The organism is Blautia sp. MB18-30 (assembly GCF_023669475.1).
Lineage (GTDB): Bacteria > Bacillota > Clostridia > Lachnospirales > Lachnospiraceae > Blautia_A > Blautia_A fusiformis.
In genome coordinates, this window is sequence record NZ_JAMOYY010000026.1 from 26793 (window position 1) to 45613 (window position 18821).

At 42.9% G+C, this 18821-nt stretch carries 21 protein-coding genes; 1 reads left to right on the forward strand and 20 read right to left on the reverse strand.

What is annotated here, in order from left to right:
- Positions 1-92: 92 nt before the first annotated feature.
- The 6 genes from NCY57_RS12010 to NCY57_RS12035 all read right to left on the reverse strand — a co-directional run bounded on the left by NCY57_RS12010 (position 93) and on the right by NCY57_RS12035 (position 5881).
- Positions 93-692 carry a DUF6465 family protein gene (locus NCY57_RS12010; RefSeq protein ID WP_173739963.1) on the reverse strand — a complete coding sequence of 200 codons (600 nt, stop codon included), beginning with the start codon at positions 690-692 and terminating at the stop codon, positions 93-95.
- Between the two features lie 78 nt (positions 693-770).
- On the reverse strand, positions 771-2831 hold the full coding sequence (gene recG / locus NCY57_RS12015; protein WP_250789700.1) for an ATP-dependent DNA helicase RecG: 2061 nt from the start codon (positions 2829-2831) through the stop codon (positions 771-773).
- Between the two features lie 12 nt (positions 2832-2843).
- Positions 2844-4496 (reverse strand): DAK2 domain-containing protein, encoded by a 1653-nt coding sequence (locus tag NCY57_RS12020; protein ID WP_118608699.1) that lies wholly within the window; start codon positions 4494-4496, stop codon positions 2844-2846.
- Between the two features lie 20 nt (positions 4497-4516).
- Complete coding sequence (locus NCY57_RS12025) at positions 4517-4876, reverse strand: Asp23/Gls24 family envelope stress response protein (protein ID WP_015524900.1); 360 nt, start codon at positions 4874-4876, stop codon at positions 4517-4519.
- A gap of 202 nt (positions 4877-5078) precedes the next feature.
- Positions 5079-5510 (reverse strand): flavodoxin family protein, encoded by a 432-nt coding sequence (locus NCY57_RS12030; protein WP_118608698.1) that lies wholly within the window; start codon positions 5508-5510, stop codon positions 5079-5081.
- On the reverse strand, positions 5507-5881 hold the full coding sequence (locus tag NCY57_RS12035) for an MmcQ/YjbR family DNA-binding protein (RefSeq protein ID WP_118608697.1): 375 nt from the start codon (positions 5879-5881) through the stop codon (positions 5507-5509). Before NCY57_RS12035 ends, NCY57_RS12030 begins: the two co-directional genes overlap by 4 nt.
- Before the next feature lie 392 nt (positions 5882-6273).
- Between NCY57_RS12035 and rpmB the strand changes: the two genes are divergently transcribed.
- On the forward strand, positions 6274-6462 hold the full coding sequence (gene rpmB / locus NCY57_RS12040) for a 50S ribosomal protein L28 (RefSeq protein ID WP_015524898.1): 189 nt from the start codon (positions 6274-6276) through the stop codon (positions 6460-6462).
- Between the two features lie 294 nt (positions 6463-6756).
- On the opposite strand, the gene NCY57_RS12045 is transcribed toward rpmB, so the two are convergent.
- The 14 genes from NCY57_RS12045 to ruvB form a co-directional block, all read right to left on the reverse strand.
- The gene (locus NCY57_RS12045) at positions 6757-7128 is read right to left on the reverse strand and encodes a GerW family sporulation protein (RefSeq protein ID WP_015524896.1); all 372 of its coding nucleotides are present in this window, start codon (positions 7126-7128) and stop codon (positions 6757-6759) included.
- Positions 7112-8173: a DUF2953 domain-containing protein gene (locus NCY57_RS12050; protein WP_250789701.1), complete on the reverse strand. Its 1062-nt coding sequence runs from the start codon at positions 8171-8173 to the stop codon at positions 7112-7114. Before NCY57_RS12050 ends, NCY57_RS12045 begins: the two co-directional genes overlap by 17 nt.
- Before the next feature lie 4 nt (positions 8174-8177).
- Positions 8178-8489: a hypothetical protein gene (locus NCY57_RS12055; RefSeq protein WP_250789702.1), complete on the reverse strand. Its 312-nt coding sequence runs from the start codon at positions 8487-8489 to the stop codon at positions 8178-8180.
- A gap of 63 nt (positions 8490-8552) precedes the next feature.
- The gene (locus NCY57_RS12060) at positions 8553-9008 is read right to left on the reverse strand and encodes an NUDIX hydrolase (RefSeq protein WP_015524893.1); all 456 of its coding nucleotides are present in this window, start codon (positions 9006-9008) and stop codon (positions 8553-8555) included.
- Between the two features lie 100 nt (positions 9009-9108).
- Positions 9109-10602: a peptidoglycan D,D-transpeptidase FtsI family protein gene (locus NCY57_RS12065; RefSeq protein ID WP_250789703.1), complete on the reverse strand. Its 1494-nt coding sequence runs from the start codon at positions 10600-10602 to the stop codon at positions 9109-9111.
- Complete coding sequence (locus NCY57_RS12070) at positions 10505-11884, reverse strand: FtsW/RodA/SpoVE family cell cycle protein (protein ID WP_015524892.1); 1380 nt, start codon at positions 11882-11884, stop codon at positions 10505-10507. Before NCY57_RS12070 ends, NCY57_RS12065 begins: the two co-directional genes overlap by 98 nt.
- A gap of 6 nt (positions 11885-11890) precedes the next feature.
- On the reverse strand, positions 11891-14050 hold the full coding sequence (locus NCY57_RS12075) for a peptidase U32 family protein (RefSeq protein ID WP_173739975.1): 2160 nt from the start codon (positions 14048-14050) through the stop codon (positions 11891-11893).
- A gap of 88 nt (positions 14051-14138) precedes the next feature.
- Entirely contained in the window at positions 14139-14546 is a 408-nt protein-coding gene (locus tag NCY57_RS12080) for a cell division protein ZapA (protein ID WP_015524889.1), read from the reverse strand.
- A gap of 177 nt (positions 14547-14723) precedes the next feature.
- Positions 14724-15755: a peptidoglycan recognition protein family protein gene (locus NCY57_RS12085; RefSeq protein WP_022426490.1), complete on the reverse strand. Its 1032-nt coding sequence runs from the start codon at positions 15753-15755 to the stop codon at positions 14724-14726.
- A 392-nt stretch (positions 15756-16147) separates the two neighbouring features.
- Positions 16148-16480: a ribonuclease gene (locus tag NCY57_RS12090; protein WP_173739969.1), complete on the reverse strand. Its 333-nt coding sequence runs from the start codon at positions 16478-16480 to the stop codon at positions 16148-16150.
- A gap of 99 nt (positions 16481-16579) precedes the next feature.
- Positions 16580-16843 (reverse strand): DUF6275 family protein, encoded by a 264-nt coding sequence (locus tag NCY57_RS12095; RefSeq protein WP_110103918.1) that lies wholly within the window; start codon positions 16841-16843, stop codon positions 16580-16582.
- A gap of 10 nt (positions 16844-16853) precedes the next feature.
- On the reverse strand, positions 16854-17156 hold the full coding sequence (locus tag NCY57_RS12100; RefSeq protein ID WP_022426487.1) for a DUF4406 domain-containing protein: 303 nt from the start codon (positions 17154-17156) through the stop codon (positions 16854-16856).
- A 223-nt stretch (positions 17157-17379) separates the two neighbouring features.
- Positions 17380-17541: a hypothetical protein gene (locus tag NCY57_RS17185; RefSeq protein ID WP_158526504.1), complete on the reverse strand. Its 162-nt coding sequence runs from the start codon at positions 17539-17541 to the stop codon at positions 17380-17382.
- Between the two features lie 84 nt (positions 17542-17625).
- Positions 17626-18636, reverse strand: coding sequence for a Holliday junction branch migration DNA helicase RuvB (ruvB, locus tag NCY57_RS12105; protein ID WP_015524888.1), 1011 nt, complete (start codon positions 18634-18636; stop codon positions 17626-17628).
- Positions 18637-18821: the final 185 nt, after the last annotated feature.

Here is an 18821-nt window from a genome sequence, read left to right on the forward strand (position 1 = left end):
TCAAATACACAAAAGAAATAGCCTGTTACAGATTTTATCTATAGCAGGCCATCTTACATACTCTTTTATATACTTTTTATCAGAGATTCTTTTTACAGTCCGATAAATCCTGTAACATCTCCGTTGATCACATAATGTGCACCATTATCTTCCGGTTTAATGTAGATTTTGAGGTCTTTCAGTTCAGAGGCTTTTTTGCCCATGTCTTCTGTCCAGATCTTTTTGATCCTGTCAGCAACCTCTGAAGTATGTATCTCTTTGCCCCAGTACTGAACATATACTTCTGTCACTGGTTCAGCTTTTTTAGCTGCTGTCTTTCTTGTTGTTTTAGCTGCTGTTGTCTTAGCAGTCGTCCTGGTTGTTGTTTTCTTAGCTACAGCAGTTTTTCGTGTTGTTGTCTTCTTGGCGGCTGTTTTCTTAGCCGGCTCTTCTGATTTTACAGCTGTTGTTTTCTCTTCATCAGATTTTACTTCTGCTGCTTTTTCTTCTACTGGTTTCGCAGCAGCAGGTTTTACCTCTGCTGTCTTCTCAGCTGCTTTTGTCTCTACAGAAGCTTTTGCATCGTCTGTCTTTGGTGTCTCAGCCTTAACGGCTTTCTCTTCGGATGCGGTTACTACAGATTTTGCAGGAGTCTCGCTTACTGAAGCCGTTTTTACAGTTGTCTTGGTTGCAGCTTTCTTTGTTCTAGCCATGTTTATAGCCTCCTTACAAGGGATTTGTTAATCTTTTCTCGAATTTTAGGATATCACTTTTTGTGAAAGAACGCAAGGTTAGATCCCCAGATTTTCCAGTTCTTCACTCATATACCCCTTGAGATGCTCCTTTAAAGCCTTATGCTGAGGCAGGATAAGATCCAAATCCAGTGCCAGGATCTCACCAGCTGCTTCACTTGCATTCTTCAGGATTCCCGCATCATTGTAGATATCACCGATCTTAAATTCCATCAGTCCGCTCTGGCGGATACCGAAAAGATCTCCTGGGCCCCGAAGCTTCAGATCTTCTCCGGCTATATAAAATCCATCATTGGATTCATTGAGGATTTTCAGACGTTTAGAAGTATTTTCTTCATTATTTCCCTGGATAAAAATGCAGTAAGACTGATGCTCTCCACGCCCTACACGGCCCCGAAGCTGATGAAGCTGGGCAAGCCCGAAACGTTCTGCATTTTCCACCATCATAACAGTAGCATTTGGCACATTCACTCCAACCTCCACAACTGTGGTAGATACCAGCACCTGAATCTCGCCGGAAGCAAAAGCCTCCATGATCCTGTTTTTCTCTTTTGGCTTCATCTTTCCGTGAAGGATTTCTACTTTGATCTCCCCCGGAAGGATCTCCTGAAGCTTTCTGGCATAATCTGTAACATTCTCTGCCTCCAGGCCTTCGCTCTCTTCCACCATAGGACAGATCACATAAGCCTGCCTTCCCATCTGCACCTGCTTTTCAATAAAAGAATACGCCTTGGGACGGTAGGAAGTTCCTACTACGCAATTCTTGATCGGAAGTCTTTTTGCAGGAAGCTCGTCAATGATCGAAATATCCAGGTCTCCGTATAAAATGATCGCCAGTGTCCGGGGAATGGGGGTTGCGCTCATAACAAGTACATGAGGCGGATTTCCTCTGGTCGTCAGCGCTTCCCTCTGGCGAACACCGAATCTGTGCTGCTCATCTGTGATCACAAGCCCCAGATTCTTATATTCCACCTTTTCCTGGATCAGGGCATGAGTTCCGATGATCACATTCACTTCACCGTCTGCAATCTTCTGATAGATCTCACGCTTCTGTCTGGCTGTGGTAGATCCTGTCAGAAGCACCGGATGGCAGGAAGCGATATTCTGTTCTTCCATCAGCCTCAGAAAGCCTTCGTAATGCTGATTTGCCAGAACCTCTGTCGGTACCATCAATGCACTCTGAAATCCATTCTCTGCTGAAAGTACCATAGCTAAAAATGCGATCACGGTCTTGCCGCTACCAACATCCCCCTGCACAAGCCTGGACATCAGCTTATGACCGCTCAGATCCCGTTCGATCTCATGCCAGACATTCTTCTGGGCTCCGGTCAGGTCATAGGGAAGCCCTTCTATGATTTCCTCGGTTGTCCATACTGGTTTCATTGGAAAAGTGTTTGGAGCCTCTTCTGTTTTCTCCTTCAAGAGCTGTATTGCCAGCACAAAAAGCAGAAATTCATCGAATACCAGACGTTTCCTGGCTGTGAGAAGCTCCTGCATATTTTTCGGGAAATGGATAGTCCGGATCGCATAATTGGCATCTGCGAGCTGATAGCGTTCCCGTATCTCCTCCGGCAGATATTCCCCATGGAGAGGCCTTGTATCCAAAATCTGATGGACCAACTTCGTGATCATCTTGTTGGAAAGTCCTTTCGTCAGACCATATACAGGCTGCATACTGTGAATGATCTCCTCATAAGCTGCCGGGGTAAAAATCTCCGGATGTTCCATCTGCGGACGGCCTTTTTTTCTGATGATCTTTCCTCTGAGGATAAACACACTGCCCTTTTTGAGTGTTCCCCTCAAATAAGGCGCATTGAACCAGGCAACCGGCAATCGGCCGCTTGCATCTGCCACAGTTGTTGTCAGAACCTGGAGATTGCGTATCTGGTTAATATAAATACCTGTTGCTATAGTGGCACGGATAGAGACTGTTTTGTCCTCCTCTGCTGATGCAATCTCCACAGGCTCCTCATATATATCGTAAGTCCGCGGATAATAACGGAGAAGCTCTTCCGCAGTCGTGATCCCGATCTTCTGGAAAAGCTTCTCTGTTTTCTCACCCACGCCTTTTAATTCACGTAAAGGTGTCTTATCATTCATTTTTTTTGCTCTTTATTCTACAGAAATCAGATAGTAGTAAATTGGCTGTCCACCCTGGTTCAGCTCAACCTCGCACTCCGGATATTTCTCGGTAAGAGAATCAGAAAGTGCCTCTGCATCTTCCTCAGATACATCTTCACCATAGTAAACACTGATAATCTCAGATTCCTCGTCAACCATCTCTGCTACCATCTCCTCTGCTACCTGAAGTCGATCTCTGCCTACTGCAAGGATACCTGCATCACCGATTCCCATGATATCTCCCTCATGGATTTCCTTGTTATCAATGCGTGTATCACGGACTGCATAAGTAATCTGTCCAGTCTTCACTCTGGAAATCGCATCGGTCATGGAAGCAAGGTTCTCCTCGCCGCCCTTCTCCGGAACAAAGCTGATCATTGCGGAAATTCCCTGTGGGATTGTCTTGGTTGGTACTACAATGATCTCCTTGTCCTCAGTCAGATCTCTTGCCTGGTTAGCTGCAAGGATAATATTCTTGTTATTCGGGAAAATATAAATTGTTTTTGCATTTACTTTCTCAATAGCATTGAGCATGTCTTCAGTACTCGGATTCATAGTCTGGCCGCCTTCGATCAGATAATCTACGCCAAGCTCACGGAAGATCTGAGAAAGTCCCTCACCTACGGATACGGAAATAAATCCATGATCCTTTGGAGGTTCTTTGTTTTCTGCCTGTTCTTTTGCAAGTTTTTCCGCATCTTTGATCAGTTTTTCCTGATGTTCTTCTCTCATATTGTCAATCTTCATACGGGAAAGCTGACCATACGTGAGTGCGCGTTCAAAAGCCTGTCCCGGATGATTGGTGTGCACGTGTACCTTGACAATCTCATCATCAGCCACCAAAACAATGGAATCACCGATGGAATCCAGAAATTCACGGAAACGGTCGATCTCATCCTGTGGAAGCGGTTTTTCAAGAAGGATAATAAACTCTGTACAATATCCAAATTTGATATCTGCCTCTGCCTGAGGAGAAATCTTTGTGATCTTAGGAGCTGCTGCCTCAAACTGGGAATAATCCACTTCTTTTCCATGATATCCGTCGATGGCACCACGGAAAACTTCCAGAAGTCCCTGTCCGCCAGAATCCACAACACCTGCTTCTTTCAGGACTGGAAGCATCTCTGGTGTTCTGGCAAGAGTTTCCTCTGCATGCTGAAAGATCCCGTCGAAAAAAGCATCCAGATCTTCTGCAGTATCAGCAAGCTCTGCTGCTCTGTCTGCTGCAGCTCTGGCTACAGTAAGAATGGTTCCCTCTTTTGGTTTCATAACTGCTTTGTATGCAGTTTCAACGCCTCGCTCCATAGCTGCGGCAATGGCAGGTGCATCCAGATCTGTAAGTTTACGCACACCTCTGGTAAATCCACGCAGAAGCTGTGACAGGATAACACCGGAATTACCTCTGGCTCCACGGAGGGAACCGGAAGAAATTGCCTTTGCCAGGGATTCCATATCCGGATCTGTAAGAGCACCTACTTCAGAAGCAGCAGACATGATGGTAAGCGTCATATTGGTTCCCGTATCTCCATCAGGTACAGGAAACACATTCAGTTCATTAATCCACTCTTTCTTCGCTTCCAGATTCTTTGCTCCGGACAGAAACATTCTGGAAAGTATTTTAGCATCTATGGTTTTGTTATTCACCACAAGTTCCTCCTCTAAAACTAATCTATTGCACGCACGCCCTCAACCATAATGTTGATCTTTTCAATCTCCATTCCTGTAAAGGCTTCGACTTTATATTTTACATTGTTGACAAGATTGTCCGCAATAGTACTGATATTCACGCCATATGCTACGATGACATGAAAATTCAGCCGGATCTTATTATCATCCGTGATCTTAACACTGATACCATGTTTCAGGCTGTCAATACGCAAAAGCTTGACCAGGCCATCCTTCATACTGATAGCTGCCATTCCGATGATACCAAAACACTCTACCGCCACACTGCCGGCATAAGTCGCAATGACATCTGTATCAATTACGATCTGACCCAATCCGGAATCTATACGTCCATTCATATGGTTACCTCCATTGTTTCATTCAGATTAAATTATATAAAACCATTATAACCTTTTTTTTATAATTACGCAATGATAGAGTTCAACTTGTTTTATCTTATAGAAAATTAAGCTCATCCACTCTATTGAAGGGGAATCCAGGATTGTGATGGAGCATGCCGACCGATACTATGAAGCCGGTTTTTCTTTTTCGTTTATCTACTTATAATCCTTTTACAAACGCAACTGCATTTTTTATATCTTCTTCATCTGGATGCCCTTTTGCAATTCCACCAACCAGTTTAAATGGACCAAATGTGTCATAACCCTTGCACCCGAATTTTCCTATCACTTTAGAACGCTTCTTATCCAAAATCTGCTCAATGGATTTATAATTCGCACTTCCACCATAAGTACAGATCAGAAATACCTTTTTGTCGTCCGGTAGATTCTTCTCTGCAAATCCCAATATCGACTGATGAAATTTTGAAAAATAGATTCCTGATGCAAACCCAATCATATCATAACTGCTCAGATCTGCATCGGGTTGTTTTACAGCATCAATCAAATCGATCTGGCACGCTTCTGCTATGCTCTTTACTAATTTTTCTGTATTTCCATGATGTACCGATGCATATATGATTGCTTTTTTCATTTGTTTTCCTTTCTGCCTGCGCCATCAATCAGGTCATAACTCATGTCCAAAAAGTCCAGTATCTTTGCTTTACTGACCGAACCATCCAGTAAAATCGTGATCCAGTGCTGCTTGTTCATATGGTATCCAGGTAAAAATCCATGAGTCTGAATAATCATATTCGTCATGTCCGGATCACACTTTACATCCATGATATCAACCGGATCTTTTCCTTCTAATCCCAGTTTTGATTTTTCAATAGTCATGATCACTGCATACCATTTTCTGTTTTTATGTCGAAGTACTGCACTGTCTGGCGATGTACTCCATAAATATTCCGGGACTGTTCCGTACTGTTTCTGCACATATTTAAAGATTTCTTCCGTCTTCACAATCTATTCAACTCCTGACGTTTCTGATATCCTACCTATAATCATACCACATTTTCGGATTCCGAACTACCTGGTGAATTCTTTTGCATTTTCCCGTTTTTCCTATCCTCATATGCCAGTTCAACAAGAATATGTTCTATTCCGATTCAGGAAAGAGACCAGGCCAAAGAAAAAACGATAAATTAATTCGCACTGGGTAATTTTCTATGTTTCAAATTGATCTAAACCATACACACAACGCTTAATTCCACCATGATCCGCCCTGTTCCCGGAGGTATGGAATACTTTCCTTAAAACTCTTTGCAGAATTTTTGATAAATTTCCTTTTTTTGCTTGCAAAAGAGCAATTCATCTGTTAAAATGGTGACTGTTGATAAAAGGAGGTGCTATTCATGGCTAAATGTGCAATCTGCGATAAAGGAGCTCATTTCGGAAACAATGTGAGTCATTCCCATAGAAGATCCAACAAAATGTGGAAATCTAACGTTAAATCCGTCAGAGTAAAAACAACTGCCGGCGGAGCAAAGAAAATGTATGTATGTACTTCTTGTTTAAGATCCGGAAAAGTTGAAAGAGCGTAAGTAATATCGTATGCCCCCGTAGAATGCGGGGGCTGTTTTTTTATCTTCAAGACAGATAAATCACAAGCGGGAAGCATGCCAAGTGCACACTTCCCGCTTATCTGCAAAACATATGATATCCGCATAGCAGACATATGACTGCCATTGCGATCACAATAAAATTTTCTGTAATAAGGATGCCAAGAACCATGCCCACACCAATAAAAAACAGCATAAAACCAGTTAGCTTTCCCACTCCTGTCTGCTCATTTCCTGTTTTTTATTACAGTATATGCATGAAATCTAAAAGGAATACTACTCTTCTTTCCCGTCTGTATCCTCAGCATTGCCTGCACCTGGCGCAAAACGGTTCACAAAATCCGGCACCATATCCAGAACCTTGGTAAGGCCATCCTGATTTTTTACGTTTACAAGTTTGGTGCTTCCATTCTGGATCACAAGTACTGCACAGGGAGACATCTTTCCGGCAAGACCTCCGCCGCCGTTATTCTTCTTGTCCCCTTCAAAAGCTCCGGCTCCCACGCCGAAGGATACATCGACCAGAGGAAGGATAATGGTATCACCTACATGAATGGCATCGCCAACCACTGTTTTGGCCGATACAAAGCCATCCATTCCTTTAAATAATGAATTCACGGTATCTTTGAAATTATTCTCTTTCTCCATGTTTTACCTCCTTATGTCTCCATCGGTGGATGACGTATTTTATATTTTTATTGAAATAAAGCTCTGCTGCTGTTTTGAGAACTACAATTCCATAAATCCTTCCCTTTAACAGGATCTCTCCCTCAAGAACATTTTCATCATCAAAAAGGGGCGCTGCTTCGATCTTGTTTTTATGAAAAGGAATCGTCATTCCTAATACAGCCAATACCATACCTGTAACTGCCGGATCTTCATTGCCAAATGTGATTTTTCCGGTGATCCTTGTCGGAAGCACATGATAAATCAGTTTTTTTGCATTTTTCCACAGAAAGGAAAGAGCCTCTTTGGTTCGGGGATGGTCTAAAAATTCTTTCCACCAGTTTATCTTATCACAGAAATTCCGGATTGTTAATGCAAGACTTTGCATTTTTTTCAGAATCCTTTTGGGGATTCCAAGAAAATTCTGTACGATTCGGAACAGCTTTCCAACTGTCGTTTTTATTTTTCCCACTATATTCAAAATTAAATCTGCAATCTTTGTCCGAAGCTTCTTTTCATCTTCCGATATTTCTTCGGAAATCGATATCGGCTCCATTATTACATTTTCCGAAATTTCATTTATATCTTCAACAGTATCTTCCTGAGGCTCAGACATTTGCAGCTCTGCGGTATCGTTCTGATTTTCGCTTTTTGATGTCTCTTCATGGCTTCTGGAAGACTCTGCCTGTTTTTTGGCATTTTGATTTCCGGAGTTGGAAAGAGCTCTTGGTTCCTTTTTTTTACGAAACAGATTTTTAAATTTTTCCAAAGGAATCCCTAAAAAACATAATTTTGTTTTCAGAACGCCCTGCTCCCAGAATACCTGTGCAGAAATTATATGAAGCAGCCAGCTCACTTCACCGAAAACATGTATTTCCCGAAGACTATCCGTTCGGTCTTTTTTTATTTTCCCTCTGTATCTGATCGGACAGAATAAAAGAAGCAGCAGGATCATAAGAATCAGCCCGATCAGGATCCCCAGAAGGATCAATATCCATTTTATTATCAGCCATAATATATGCAGCATTGGTTCACCTGTTTTTCAGATATTCTTTTATTTTAAAATTTCCAGTTTCGGTATAAACCTGTTCGATCATATCCTGTACCATCTGTATAGCACCGGATTTTCCTCTAGCCATTCCAATGATCAGAGGGCAGGTGGCCCTGGCTCCTCGTTGGACAAGCATGCCTGCCGGAAAAAAGTCTAAAATATTTCCGGGATTATCAGACAAAGTAACAACGTAGATATCCGGCACGAATTTGCCAGCAGTGATCCTGGCTCTTATTCTAGTAGGATTTTTTACATCATTTCCTATGTAATAGTTTTTCATCCATTTCAGCAATCTGCCATCACCTCCGTTATAATGCCAAACAGGGCTGCGTATGTACACAGCCCTGTCCTGTTGTTAAAAATACTTCTGCTGTTTCGCCCAGACGCCCTCACTTCGCATTTCCAGATACTCCTGATAGGCCTGTTCCACGATATGCTTCTCGTTGGAAAAACGGAGAAGATGATAGATCTCATGAAACTTATAGTATCCGGAATCTACAAAATATTCCTCTCGCTGGGGTTTGCTATGATAATTATCAGCTATCATGAGATACCAGTGTACCTCTTTCATTACCACATCCTCCGGAACGGTGAAATTATACTGGCTCTTGCCGATATATTTCACGATAGAGGCCCGAACACCTGCTTCTTCCATTACTTCACGTAAAGCAGTCTGCTCAAAAGTCTCTCCTTTTTCTACAGTTCCTTTGGGAAGCACCCATCCTTCATAACGGTTCCTGTAGGATTTATACAATGCCAGGATCTTACCCCGATGAATTACCACACCGCCACAGCTTGTTGCTTCTATCATATTGCAATCCTCCTGTAATGCGTGTGTCTTTTGCACTGGCTATAGTATACCTCTTTTTCACCTTATAGGCAAGGGGCAAGAAGCAGATACTGTTCTCAATTTAATCGAAATAATATGCATCAAAAACATTGGCAGCAATGGGAACTGCCGCTTCACTTCCGGTTCCGCCGTTTTCCACGATCACTGCAATGGCGATATCCGGATCATCTACATTAGAATAACCCACAAACCAGGAATGACTGGAGCCATTTTCATCAAACTCCGCAGAACCGGTTTTTCCGGCAACAGTATATCCTCGTCCGTTCAATGCAGAAGCCGTACCGTTTTCAACTACATTTTTCATTAGTTTTCCAAGGATATTGGCTTCATTTCTTGTCATCAGACGTTTGTATTCTGTTTTTTCTGTTTCCCTGACCGTATCACCGGAATTATTCACGATCTTATCGATCATAGTTGGCTTCATCAGTACACCATCATTGGCGATGGCACTTGTGATCAATGCCATATGCATCGGAGAAACAAGAGTGTTACCCTGGCCGATCGAGGTCTGCATCACAAGTGCATTCGGAGAATCTTTATCAAGGGTAAAGCGACTGGTTTTATAGGAATTCAGCGGAAGCGCCCTATTAAAGAGCAGATCCTCTGCAGTACTTTTCAGAGTATCTCCTCCCAGACCAAGTCCCATATCTGCAAATGCACAGTTACAGGAATGTGCAAATGCGGAATAAAAATCCTCCTGTCCATGTACTGCACCATTGTAACACTGGATCGTGTGGTCATCCACTGTGATACTTCCCTGACACAGATAGGAATATCCCTCCAGTGATCCCTTTTGTCTGAAATAATCCAGTGCCGTGACGATCTTAAATGTTGATCCCGGAGGATAAGCTCCATTGGTTGCACGGTTTAAAAGGCTACTGTTACTTTCATCATTAACAAGGGTATCCCAGTTCTGTGCGATCGTGTTCGGATCAAAATCCGGTTTGCTCACCATAGCCAGGATACGTCCGGTGGATGGTTCCAGTACAACTACCGCTCCTCTGCGGTCTCCCAGAGAATTGTATGCCGTTGTCTGAAGATCTGCATTCAGACTGGAGACCACGATATCACCCTGATTCTTTTTTCCCAGGAATTCATTTTTCATCTGTTCCAGAAAAAATGAATGGGAGGTGAGAAGCTGGAAATTTGCTTCCGATTCCAAACCACTCTTACCATTGGTATCATATCCTACTGCATGTGCAAAAATATTGGAAAACGGATACGTTCTCTCTTCTGTTCCATCTTCATACACATTGGTCTGTGCCAGAACCTCACCATCCGAAGACTGGATACTTCCACGTACTACCCGGTCCGAAAATGTATCCTGACGGGTGTTGTACGGGCTGTTGATAAAATCTTCGCTTTTTATGGCGTCAAAATAGACCAGATATCCGATCAGACTGACAAAGATCAATATAAAGAAGGCCGATACAAAAGTTAAAGGCCGGTTCTTTTTTCTACGGAGTCTGGCGATTTCTCTTTCTCTCAGGCGTTGCTCTCTTTCCTCTTCTTTCAATCGTTTCTTTTCGCTGCGTTTCAATTTGTTCGTCCTCATCTTCCCTCAGAATATACAGTCCCTGAATGATCGCAAGCATCAGGATGGTACACATGACAGAACTGCCTCCGTAACTCACCAGCGGAAGTGTAACTCCTGTCATTGGAATAAACTTGGTTGCACCGCCGATGGTCAGAAATACCTGAAAAGCATATTCTGTTCCGAGCCCCAGTGCGATCAGTTTATAAAACGGATTCCTGATCTTTAGTGCAATAGTAACGATCATCAGAAAAAAGCTTGTGCATACAAGAATCAGGCAGATGGCAAAAATGCCACCCAGTTCCTCGCAAATAGCACTGAAGATAAAATCATTTTTTACGACCGGAATCTTCTCCGGAGAGCCCTGACAAAGTCCCATTCCAAACCAGCCTCCGGTTCCGATCGCAAACAGAGACTGCACGATCTGATAACCTTCATTTTGATAGACAGCCATCGGATCCTTCCAAGCACTGACTCGCTGACGGACATGTCCAAAAAGATGATATGCGATCACCGAACCAACGCATCCTCCGCCAAGTCCCAGAAATAAATAGCTCGGATTTCTGGTTGCCACATAGATCAGTACAAGGTAGGTGACAAAAAAGATCACTGCACTACCCAGATCCCTGGAAAGAACCAGGATCCCTACATGGATCACTGCAACGATCGTAGCCAGTACTACTTTGCGAAAATCCACCTTGGTACACAGAAGTGATGCCATAAAAAATACGAAGGTTATCTTGATCACCTCGGAAGGCTGGATTCCCATAAGAGAAAGCTTTGCACCGTAGCTTGTGCTTGCCAGAACAAGAACTGCCGCCAGAAGTACAATACCAATTCCGGCATAAGCCCATGTAAGATCCTTTAAAAATTTCATTTTTCGTATCATTACCGGTATCACCAGTGATACTGCACTACCTGCGGCCACGATCAGAAGCTGCTTAGTTGCAGACGGAAGTGAAAGCCGGCAGAGCATGATAAATCCTACGCTCAGGAGCATACACATATTATTTAAAAGAAGCAGCGATGCATTCTGATAAATAATTCGATAAAGGATCTGGATCGCTGCAAAAAAGATCATCATTTCGATATAGAACAGGATGACCCTGAAATCCATGCTTTTTAAATAGATCACAAGAAATGCTGTAAAATCAATAAAAAAGATCATGGTCAGCTGCTGATGGAGCAGTTCTCTCTTTTCTTCCTCATCCTGCCGCCACACCATATAAAAACAATGAAAGGTATAGACGATCATCAATGTGAGGATCACATACTTAGATAATTCTGTAATTACATTAATCATACACTTTTACTCGGCTCCTCTTTTAAAATGGCCTTTTGTATACCTGCGTCCGGAAGGTTTTCCGTTTTCCTGATAAACCGTCCGGAATTCTTTCAGGATCGCTTTTGCTTTCTCTGGCTCTTCGATCGTAAATGCCAGTCGCAAAGAGTGAAGGTTCAGTTTTTTTACCTGATCTTTTTCACCCGGAAGTCCGTAAGGAATGCTATTATAAATGATATTATAACAGTATTTTGCTTTTTCGGAGATGTTTTTTCCCCATGGATCACAGCTGCATTTTACCGGAAATTCACTGTTATAGCGGTCTTTCAGATAAGCCGTCTCATATTTTCCTGTACATCCGAAAAGATTCTTCCTTACACACTGCGCGGAAAGCATCAGTGGGATATAACCATATAAAAGCAGCTCCGAAGAAGTATTATCTCTGTGTTTCAGTTCACCCTCATTCAACTCAAGGGGGACTGTATTTCGAAGAACTCCCTCTTCCCGCCAGAAATCAACACTCTGATCATTCCAGGTATACATGGATGCATCCAGGATACATTTTTCGCCATATCCCATTTTTTTCAGTACGGCGTAAGATTCCAGGTTTCTTACCAGAAAACCCTTCATACCCTGCTCCAACCATTTTTGAGCTGATCGAAGCCACTTTTCGGGGATTTCTCCGCGATGGATATGTGGAGTAGAAAGATATAATTCACTGCTTGCAGCAAGTTCCGGTGAAAAATATTTTTCCATAGTAGCAAAAGGAAAATAAAAACCTGTAATCCCCGGTTCGTTCAAAAGTACTTCCGCAGTATCCGAACGTTCACAGGATACATACACAGGCAGGCTGTCTGTTCCCCTTCTGTGACAGGAAGCCTGATCCTTAGATTTCGTCGGCTGCTTCGTAACCTGTGCTCTCTTCTGACATCCGATCAGTGCTTCCCGCAGCTGACTCAGAGCATCTCTTCGTACTTCATTGAGAACTTTAACCGGAACAAAAATCCTTCCATTTATTTCAATGTTCAGATCCTCCCACTGAAAATCTGTATTTCCCAGTTTCTCCATCTGCTGACGGATCCTCTGTTCTTCCATTGGCTGATTTTTAGCAAACTGTACCTCACCGCCCATAGCAGTTACTGTCTGGCCCTTGCAGGTTATTTCCAGTATAACAGGACTTTCAGGAGAAAGTATTAAATTCCCATGAATTTTTTCTTTTATTTTTCTGATCTCCGGCTGGATATTACCGGATTTTTTTTCATTGGCAAAAGCCATCATTTCCGGCCCGCGATACATATCATAGTATCCTTTGCAGGATCCTCCCCGACTGAAAAGCTCAAGAAGATACTTCCGGTCTTTTTCCTGAACGTGATATTCTTTTCCACTTAAATACATATCCAGATATTTTCGATATACTGCCGTGACGCCCGCTGTGTACGCCGGCTGTTTCATACGCCCTTCGATCTTCAGAGACATAACACCCGCCTCCAGGATATCCGGAAGAATATCCAAAGTGCAGATATCTTTCAGGCTTAATGCACAAAAATTCTTGTCTCCTTTATATTTTCTGTGATCCATGGTTACACTGTAAGGAAGCCTGCATGGCTGTGCACAGCGGCCACGGTTTCCGCTTCTTCCACCGAAAATACTGCTCATCAGACACTGGCCGGAATAGCTGTAACAGAGAGCTCCATGGATAAAAGTCTCTATTTCCAGAGGACTTGCCTTATGCATGGCAGATATCTCTTCCAGGGAAAGCTCTCTGGCCGGAACCACACGCGTTGCTCCCTTTTCCTCCAGAAACCGCATTCCCTCCGGTCCGGTTACTGTCATCTGTGTGCTTGCGTGAATATCCAGATCCGGAAAATTCCGGCGTATAAAAGAAAATACTCCCAGATCCTGTACGATCACCGCATCCAGCCCTGCCTCATAATACGGAAGCAGATATTCAAACAGCTGATCATCCAGTTCACGGTTCTTCAAAAGTGTATTCACAGTAAGATATAATTTACGGTTATGGATATGTGCGGTCTCAATAGCAGTGATCAGCTCTTCCTGGGTGAAGTTCTGCGCATAAGCTCTTGCTCCAAAAGCCGGTCCCCCTACATATACCGCATCAGCCCCGGCACCAATAGCTGCCTCAAAGCTTTCATAAGAACCTGCCGGCGAGAGCAGTTCTGTTATCATATTTTTCAAAGTATTCCCTCATCTCCCATCTGTTAATCAATCCGGTGACCATAAAACAAAAGAGGATTACCGAAGCAATCCCCCCTCCTTATTTAAGCAGTTCATCAAGTTCTTTCTCCAGCTCCTTCACCTTACCGTCCAGAAGATTCTTCTGTTCCTGAGCTTCCTGTTCTGCCTTCTTCGCCTCTTCAATCTGCATTTTCAAAGAGATCAGTTCATGTTTCAGATCATACATCTCCTGGTCTTTCTGCTGCAGATCCTGTTCAAAAATCTCCGCCTGTTTTTTTGCCTTAAAATAATCATCTGTAATATTCAGACTGAGCAGTGTATGCTTGGTCTCCATGGCCTGTCTGGAGTATCCCGGCATCTGACTCAGCTCACTGATCTTATTATTCATATAGGCTGCAACCTTCTGAAAATATTCCTCGGACTCATACCCGCCCAGAGTAATGATCTTTCCATCGATAACAACCTGTGCTGTATTCTTTACCGCCATTCGTAAAGCCTCCTGAATTTATCTGTTACTGGTAATTTCCTCAATAACATTCCTCTGCATTGCCGGTCTTACAACCCACAATTTCTTTTATTATAACTGATTCCCGCAAAAATGTATAGAAGTTTTTCTATTATTTTGTCGATTACAATATTTTCTTTAAAAATGCAAATGTTTTTCTCAATTATGAGTGTTGGCTTTCATGTGTTCGATCATCTTTTTCCAGGAATCAATACCGCAGGTTCCACTTACCTTTACGCCTGTGTTTTTCTGGAAAACTTTCAGAGATGCTTCTGTATCGTCTCCGAAATGGCCATCCACAGTAACACCAAGTACAGACTGCAGCACGGAAACTGCAACGCCGGAATTCCCTTTCCGGATGATCGGAAGCTGGGTCTCAAATTTTCCTGTCAGAACTACTGCCTTTTCTGAAGTCTGTACAGGATACACTGCTTTTCCGTTCCAGTCATAGATGGTGTAGCCCTGTTTCCACTCTTTCTTTGCATTCTCAAGGCTCTTGTATGCTCCAATCTGGCTCTTGCTGTCAGCCCAGGACTTTCTTGTGCGATAATACTTATCTACCGTTGGCGTGGTGGTCTCAGCTCCGATCAGCTGCTTGAACCGGTTCCAGTCACCTTTTGCACGGATCGCTGACGGGCAGTTCTTTGCGCATACATCATAATGCTGCACAACTCTGTCAGCCGGGATTCCCAGCTGTTTCATAAGCTGTTTGCACAACCGGACTGTATTCTGGAAAGCTTTCTCATAATTATAGCCAGCCTGGACACACATCTCGATTCCTACTGAATTTCTGTTGTTGACAGTACCAAACAGCCGACCGCCGTAGTTAACCCCTACGTGCCATGCGCCACGGTTATACGGAAGCGCCTGATATGCCTCTGTGTCATCCACATATACATGTGCAGAATAGCCTTTAAAGTTTCCATCATGTTGAGCCTTAGCATGTGCTTTCGCATTTGCACCCTTGGCATAGTTATCTGTGTTGTGAATTACGATATATGCCGGTTTATGACCTGCATAGCTGTTGTTGTTACTGATAAGACTTGTGTTGATATTCATGGTTGTACTCTCCTTTTCTGTTTTTGATGTCTTATTTGATGCCTTAATAGATAATATGCCATTCAAAATGCTGATGATCTTCTGACCATAATTCCTGCCGGATACCTGAGCTTTTCCCATAATCTTTAACATATGTTTCCTCCAATAAAAAAAGACGATTACTCGCCTCCTAAAAATACTTGAATTATTTTTTTCGAAATGGTATATTGATAATACAAAGGAACAACCGCCCACAAGGGGTTGAACTCAGTGAATAGCGAAATAGAAATTCCACCCTACACTCAGCCAAAGTTTTGGGGTGGTTTTTCTATGTAGAAAATTACTTACAAAACGTCAAAACGAACGTAAGCAATGCCAGAATGAACATACCAAAAGCCATGAGGTCTTTGAAATCAAAATGATTCTTGTCCATCAGCACCACCTCCATTCTATGTAGAATAGAGGTCAGCCACCCTGCAACACGATTGCTCCGTGTTCTATATTATCATATCGTCCTTTGATGTTCAACGAATTTCACAAAGGGATCACTCGCCCTCTGAATCTTTGTATTTCGTCCTGTCCCAGATACCTTTTACTTTTTCCCAACCGCCGGTCGCAACCAAATACACTACAAACGCCGCAATAATCGATGCGAAAATATAATACCAGGTGACAGCTGTCTTATAATACGTGCACAGGACTGCCAGTGCCACCGGACACAGGATCAGTGATGTGACCAGTGCTACAATACTTGTCGGGATCTTATTAAGTCCCGGGAGCTCTTTGATCACCTGCACAATAATCGATACCAGGAACGCCAGCATCCCGATCAGCGCCAGACCATATGTTACATACTGCATCATTACATTTACATTCATGTTCATTCTCCTTTTCTTTCCAGATCTTCTATTCTATGACATGAGCAAATGATTGTTTCCATGTAGTGTTTCCCTTCTCCGACTGTTGCACCGGCGCAATTACAGTTTAAAGCACATGTTTTGAAATTTCTTATAAGCATCAAAGTATAACTCGTGCTTATCTCCGTTATATGTCAGCTCATAATACATTCCATCCGGCACAGTCGTGCTCAGAAGTGCTTTACTGTTCTGTAATGTCTTACAACTCCATACCACGTACACATACTGTACTGTGATCTGTTTTCCATCGATCTTATCCATGTGTGAATTGGTATATTCAGCTACTTTTACTTTGCAAAGTCTTAAAAATTCTTCATTTCCCATTCCTTACCTCCTACACATGGTCAATTCTCGGAATTCCATACTCAACCGCACGCTCATGTTCGATCTTGCATCCTCTTGCTTTCTGCCAGTCTTTTGCAAAATAGGCGATATCGGCATCAGATAAAAACTCCAGGGACTTTCCAATGAACCACAGAGGTTTTGCTCCTACCGGTGCTGACTGGAAGAAAGAATCAATAACCTCTACAGGTTCTCTCAACAACTCTTCTGCCGCTTTGATTGCCACCTTTCGCTCTGCAAGAATCTCCTCGTCTGCTTTGCCACTCATTGGCTGACTGATAAATAATTTCTTCATTTCTTGTCCTCTCTTTCTTAAAAAAGTGTATAAAAATACCACCTGTCATTTTCTGACTGGTGGATAATTATTGTTTATTTTAAGTCTTGCATTCTTGTGTATATTATCGTAAAATACACATAAGATATCTTAATAAGAACCATTCGCAGTACCCATGATCTTTTAGATCGTACAGCTGAATGGTTCTTATTTTTTATTTCTTTGATAAACACCAATTATTTTTCTATCCTTGTACAATGCGATCTCTTCCAAAAAAGGAGAGATGTGTTGATCTGAACAGATTATTGACCTGCTCCATTATTTCGCCCTCTTTCAGCGGGCAATCCGTTATATCAAAAATAAAGTTTCCTGCCTGGCGCTTTTTCTTTTTTACCGCATTATACAGAACGTTTTTTCACCTGTGCTAATAGTCTTCAATTCAGATTCTCTGGTAACTCAGTTACCGAGTAATTCACTTTTTTTATGACCTTTACTTTGTCGATAAATCAGGACGAGGATATCCAAGATGGGTATATGCCAGCACGGAAGCCATTCTTCCACGTGGAGTTCTGTTAAGGAAACCTGTCTGCAAAAGATAGGGTTCATACACGTCTTCCAGTGTTCCGGAGTCTTCTCCGATCGATGCGGCAAGTGTTTCAAGCCCCACGGGGCCGCCCTGAAAATTCAGGATCAAGGTCTGGAGAATGCGGCGGTCTGTTTTATCAAGGCCATACTGATCTACTTCCAGAAGATCCAATGCGAAGCAGGCAACATCGTAGGTGATCACACCATTATACTTCACCTGGGCGAAATCACGTACTCTCTTCAGAAGACGGTTGGCCAGACGGGGGGTTCCTCTGGAACGCTTGGCGATCTCGGCAGCTCCATTGGGTTCGATTTCCACGCCAAGCACCTGAGCGGAACGTAGAATGATCGTCGTCAGTTCTTTTTTATCATAAAACTCCAGTCTCTGTGTTACGCCAAAACGATCACGAAGCGGCGCGGAAAGAAGACCTGCCCTCGTTGTTGCACCTACCAATGTAAACTTCGGAAGATCCAGACGAATGGAACGGGCGGATGCTCCCTTGCCGATCATGATATCGATAGCAAAATCTTCCATTGCCGGGTAAAGAACCTCTTCTACCTGTCGATTCAGTCTGTGTATCTCATCTACAAACAGCACATCTCCTTCCTGAAGGTTGTTCAGGATCGCAGCCATTTCGCCTGGCTTTTCAATCGCAGGACCTGATGTTACCTTCATATGTGTTCCCATCTCATTGGCAATGATCGCGGAAAGTGTAGTCTTTCCCAGCCCCGGAGGTCCATAAAACAGCACATGATCCAGTGAATCATGACGCTGCTTTGCTGCTTCGATATAAATTTTCAGGGTATCTTTTGTTTTCTGTTGACCAATATACTCATCCAGACTCTGAGGCCTTAAATTTCCCTCCAGGGAAAAATCCTCTTCTGTAACATCTGTTGTAATGATCCTGTTCTCCATTTGCTATGCTCCGTTCTATTTCATTTCAGTGCGAGCATGTTTGCTCTTACTCACGGCGGTGACATGCTCCCACCACTTAAATCTTACGATTTTGAAGTGGGGGCTTCCTGCTCGATTACCCTTTAGGGCAAAGCTAAAACAGGCTATCCCCGCGTGTCCCGCGGTTTTGTTTTTTATGTTTATCC

Coding starts and splice junctions, on each gene's coding strand:
- NCY57_RS12010 (WP_173739963.1), bottom strand. CDS start 692: ATGGCTAGAACAAAGAAAGCTGCAACCAAGACAACTGTAAAAACGGCT.
- recG (WP_250789700.1), bottom strand. CDS start 2,831: ATGAATGATAAGACACCTTTACGTGAATTAAAAGGCGTGGGTGAGAAA.
- NCY57_RS12025 (WP_015524900.1), bottom strand. CDS start 4,876: ATGAATGGACGTATAGATTCCGGATTGGGTCAGATCGTAATTGATACA.
- NCY57_RS12030 (WP_118608698.1), bottom strand. CDS start 5,510: ATGAAAAAAGCAATCATATATGCATCGGTACATCATGGAAATACAGAA.
- rpmB (WP_015524898.1), top strand. CDS start 6,274: ATGGCTAAATGTGCAATCTGCGATAAAGGAGCTCATTTCGGAAACAAT.
- NCY57_RS12045 (WP_015524896.1), bottom strand. CDS start 7,128: ATGGAGAAAGAGAATAATTTCAAAGATACCGTGAATTCATTATTTAAA.
- NCY57_RS12050 (WP_250789701.1), bottom strand. CDS start 8,173: ATGCTGCATATATTATGGCTGATAATAAAATGGATATTGATCCTTCTG.
- NCY57_RS12060 (WP_015524893.1), bottom strand. CDS start 9,008: ATGATAGAAGCAACAAGCTGTGGCGGTGTGGTAATTCATCGGGGTAAG.
- NCY57_RS12065 (WP_250789703.1), bottom strand. CDS start 10,602: ATGAGGACGAACAAATTGAAACGCAGCGAAAAGAAACGATTGAAAGAA.
- NCY57_RS12070 (WP_015524892.1), bottom strand. CDS start 11,884: ATGATTAATGTAATTACAGAATTATCTAAGTATGTGATCCTCACATTG.
- NCY57_RS12075 (WP_173739975.1), bottom strand. CDS start 14,050: ATGATAACAGAACTGCTCTCGCCGGCAGGTTCTTATGAAAGCTTTGAG.
- NCY57_RS12080 (WP_015524889.1), bottom strand. CDS start 14,546: ATGGCGGTAAAGAATACAGCACAGGTTGTTATCGATGGAAAGATCATT.
- NCY57_RS12085 (WP_022426490.1), bottom strand. CDS start 15,755: ATGTTAAAGATTATGGGAAAAGCTCAGGTATCCGGCAGGAATTATGGT.
- NCY57_RS12090 (WP_173739969.1), bottom strand. CDS start 16,480: ATGAATGTAAATGTAATGATGCAGTATGTAACATATGGTCTGGCGCTG.
- NCY57_RS12095 (WP_110103918.1), bottom strand. CDS start 16,843: ATGGGAAATGAAGAATTTTTAAGACTTTGCAAAGTAAAAGTAGCTGAA.
- NCY57_RS12100 (WP_022426487.1), bottom strand. CDS start 17,156: ATGAAGAAATTATTTATCAGTCAGCCAATGAGTGGCAAAGCAGACGAG.
- ruvB (WP_015524888.1), bottom strand. CDS start 18,636: ATGGAGAACAGGATCATTACAACAGATGTTACAGAAGAGGATTTTTCC.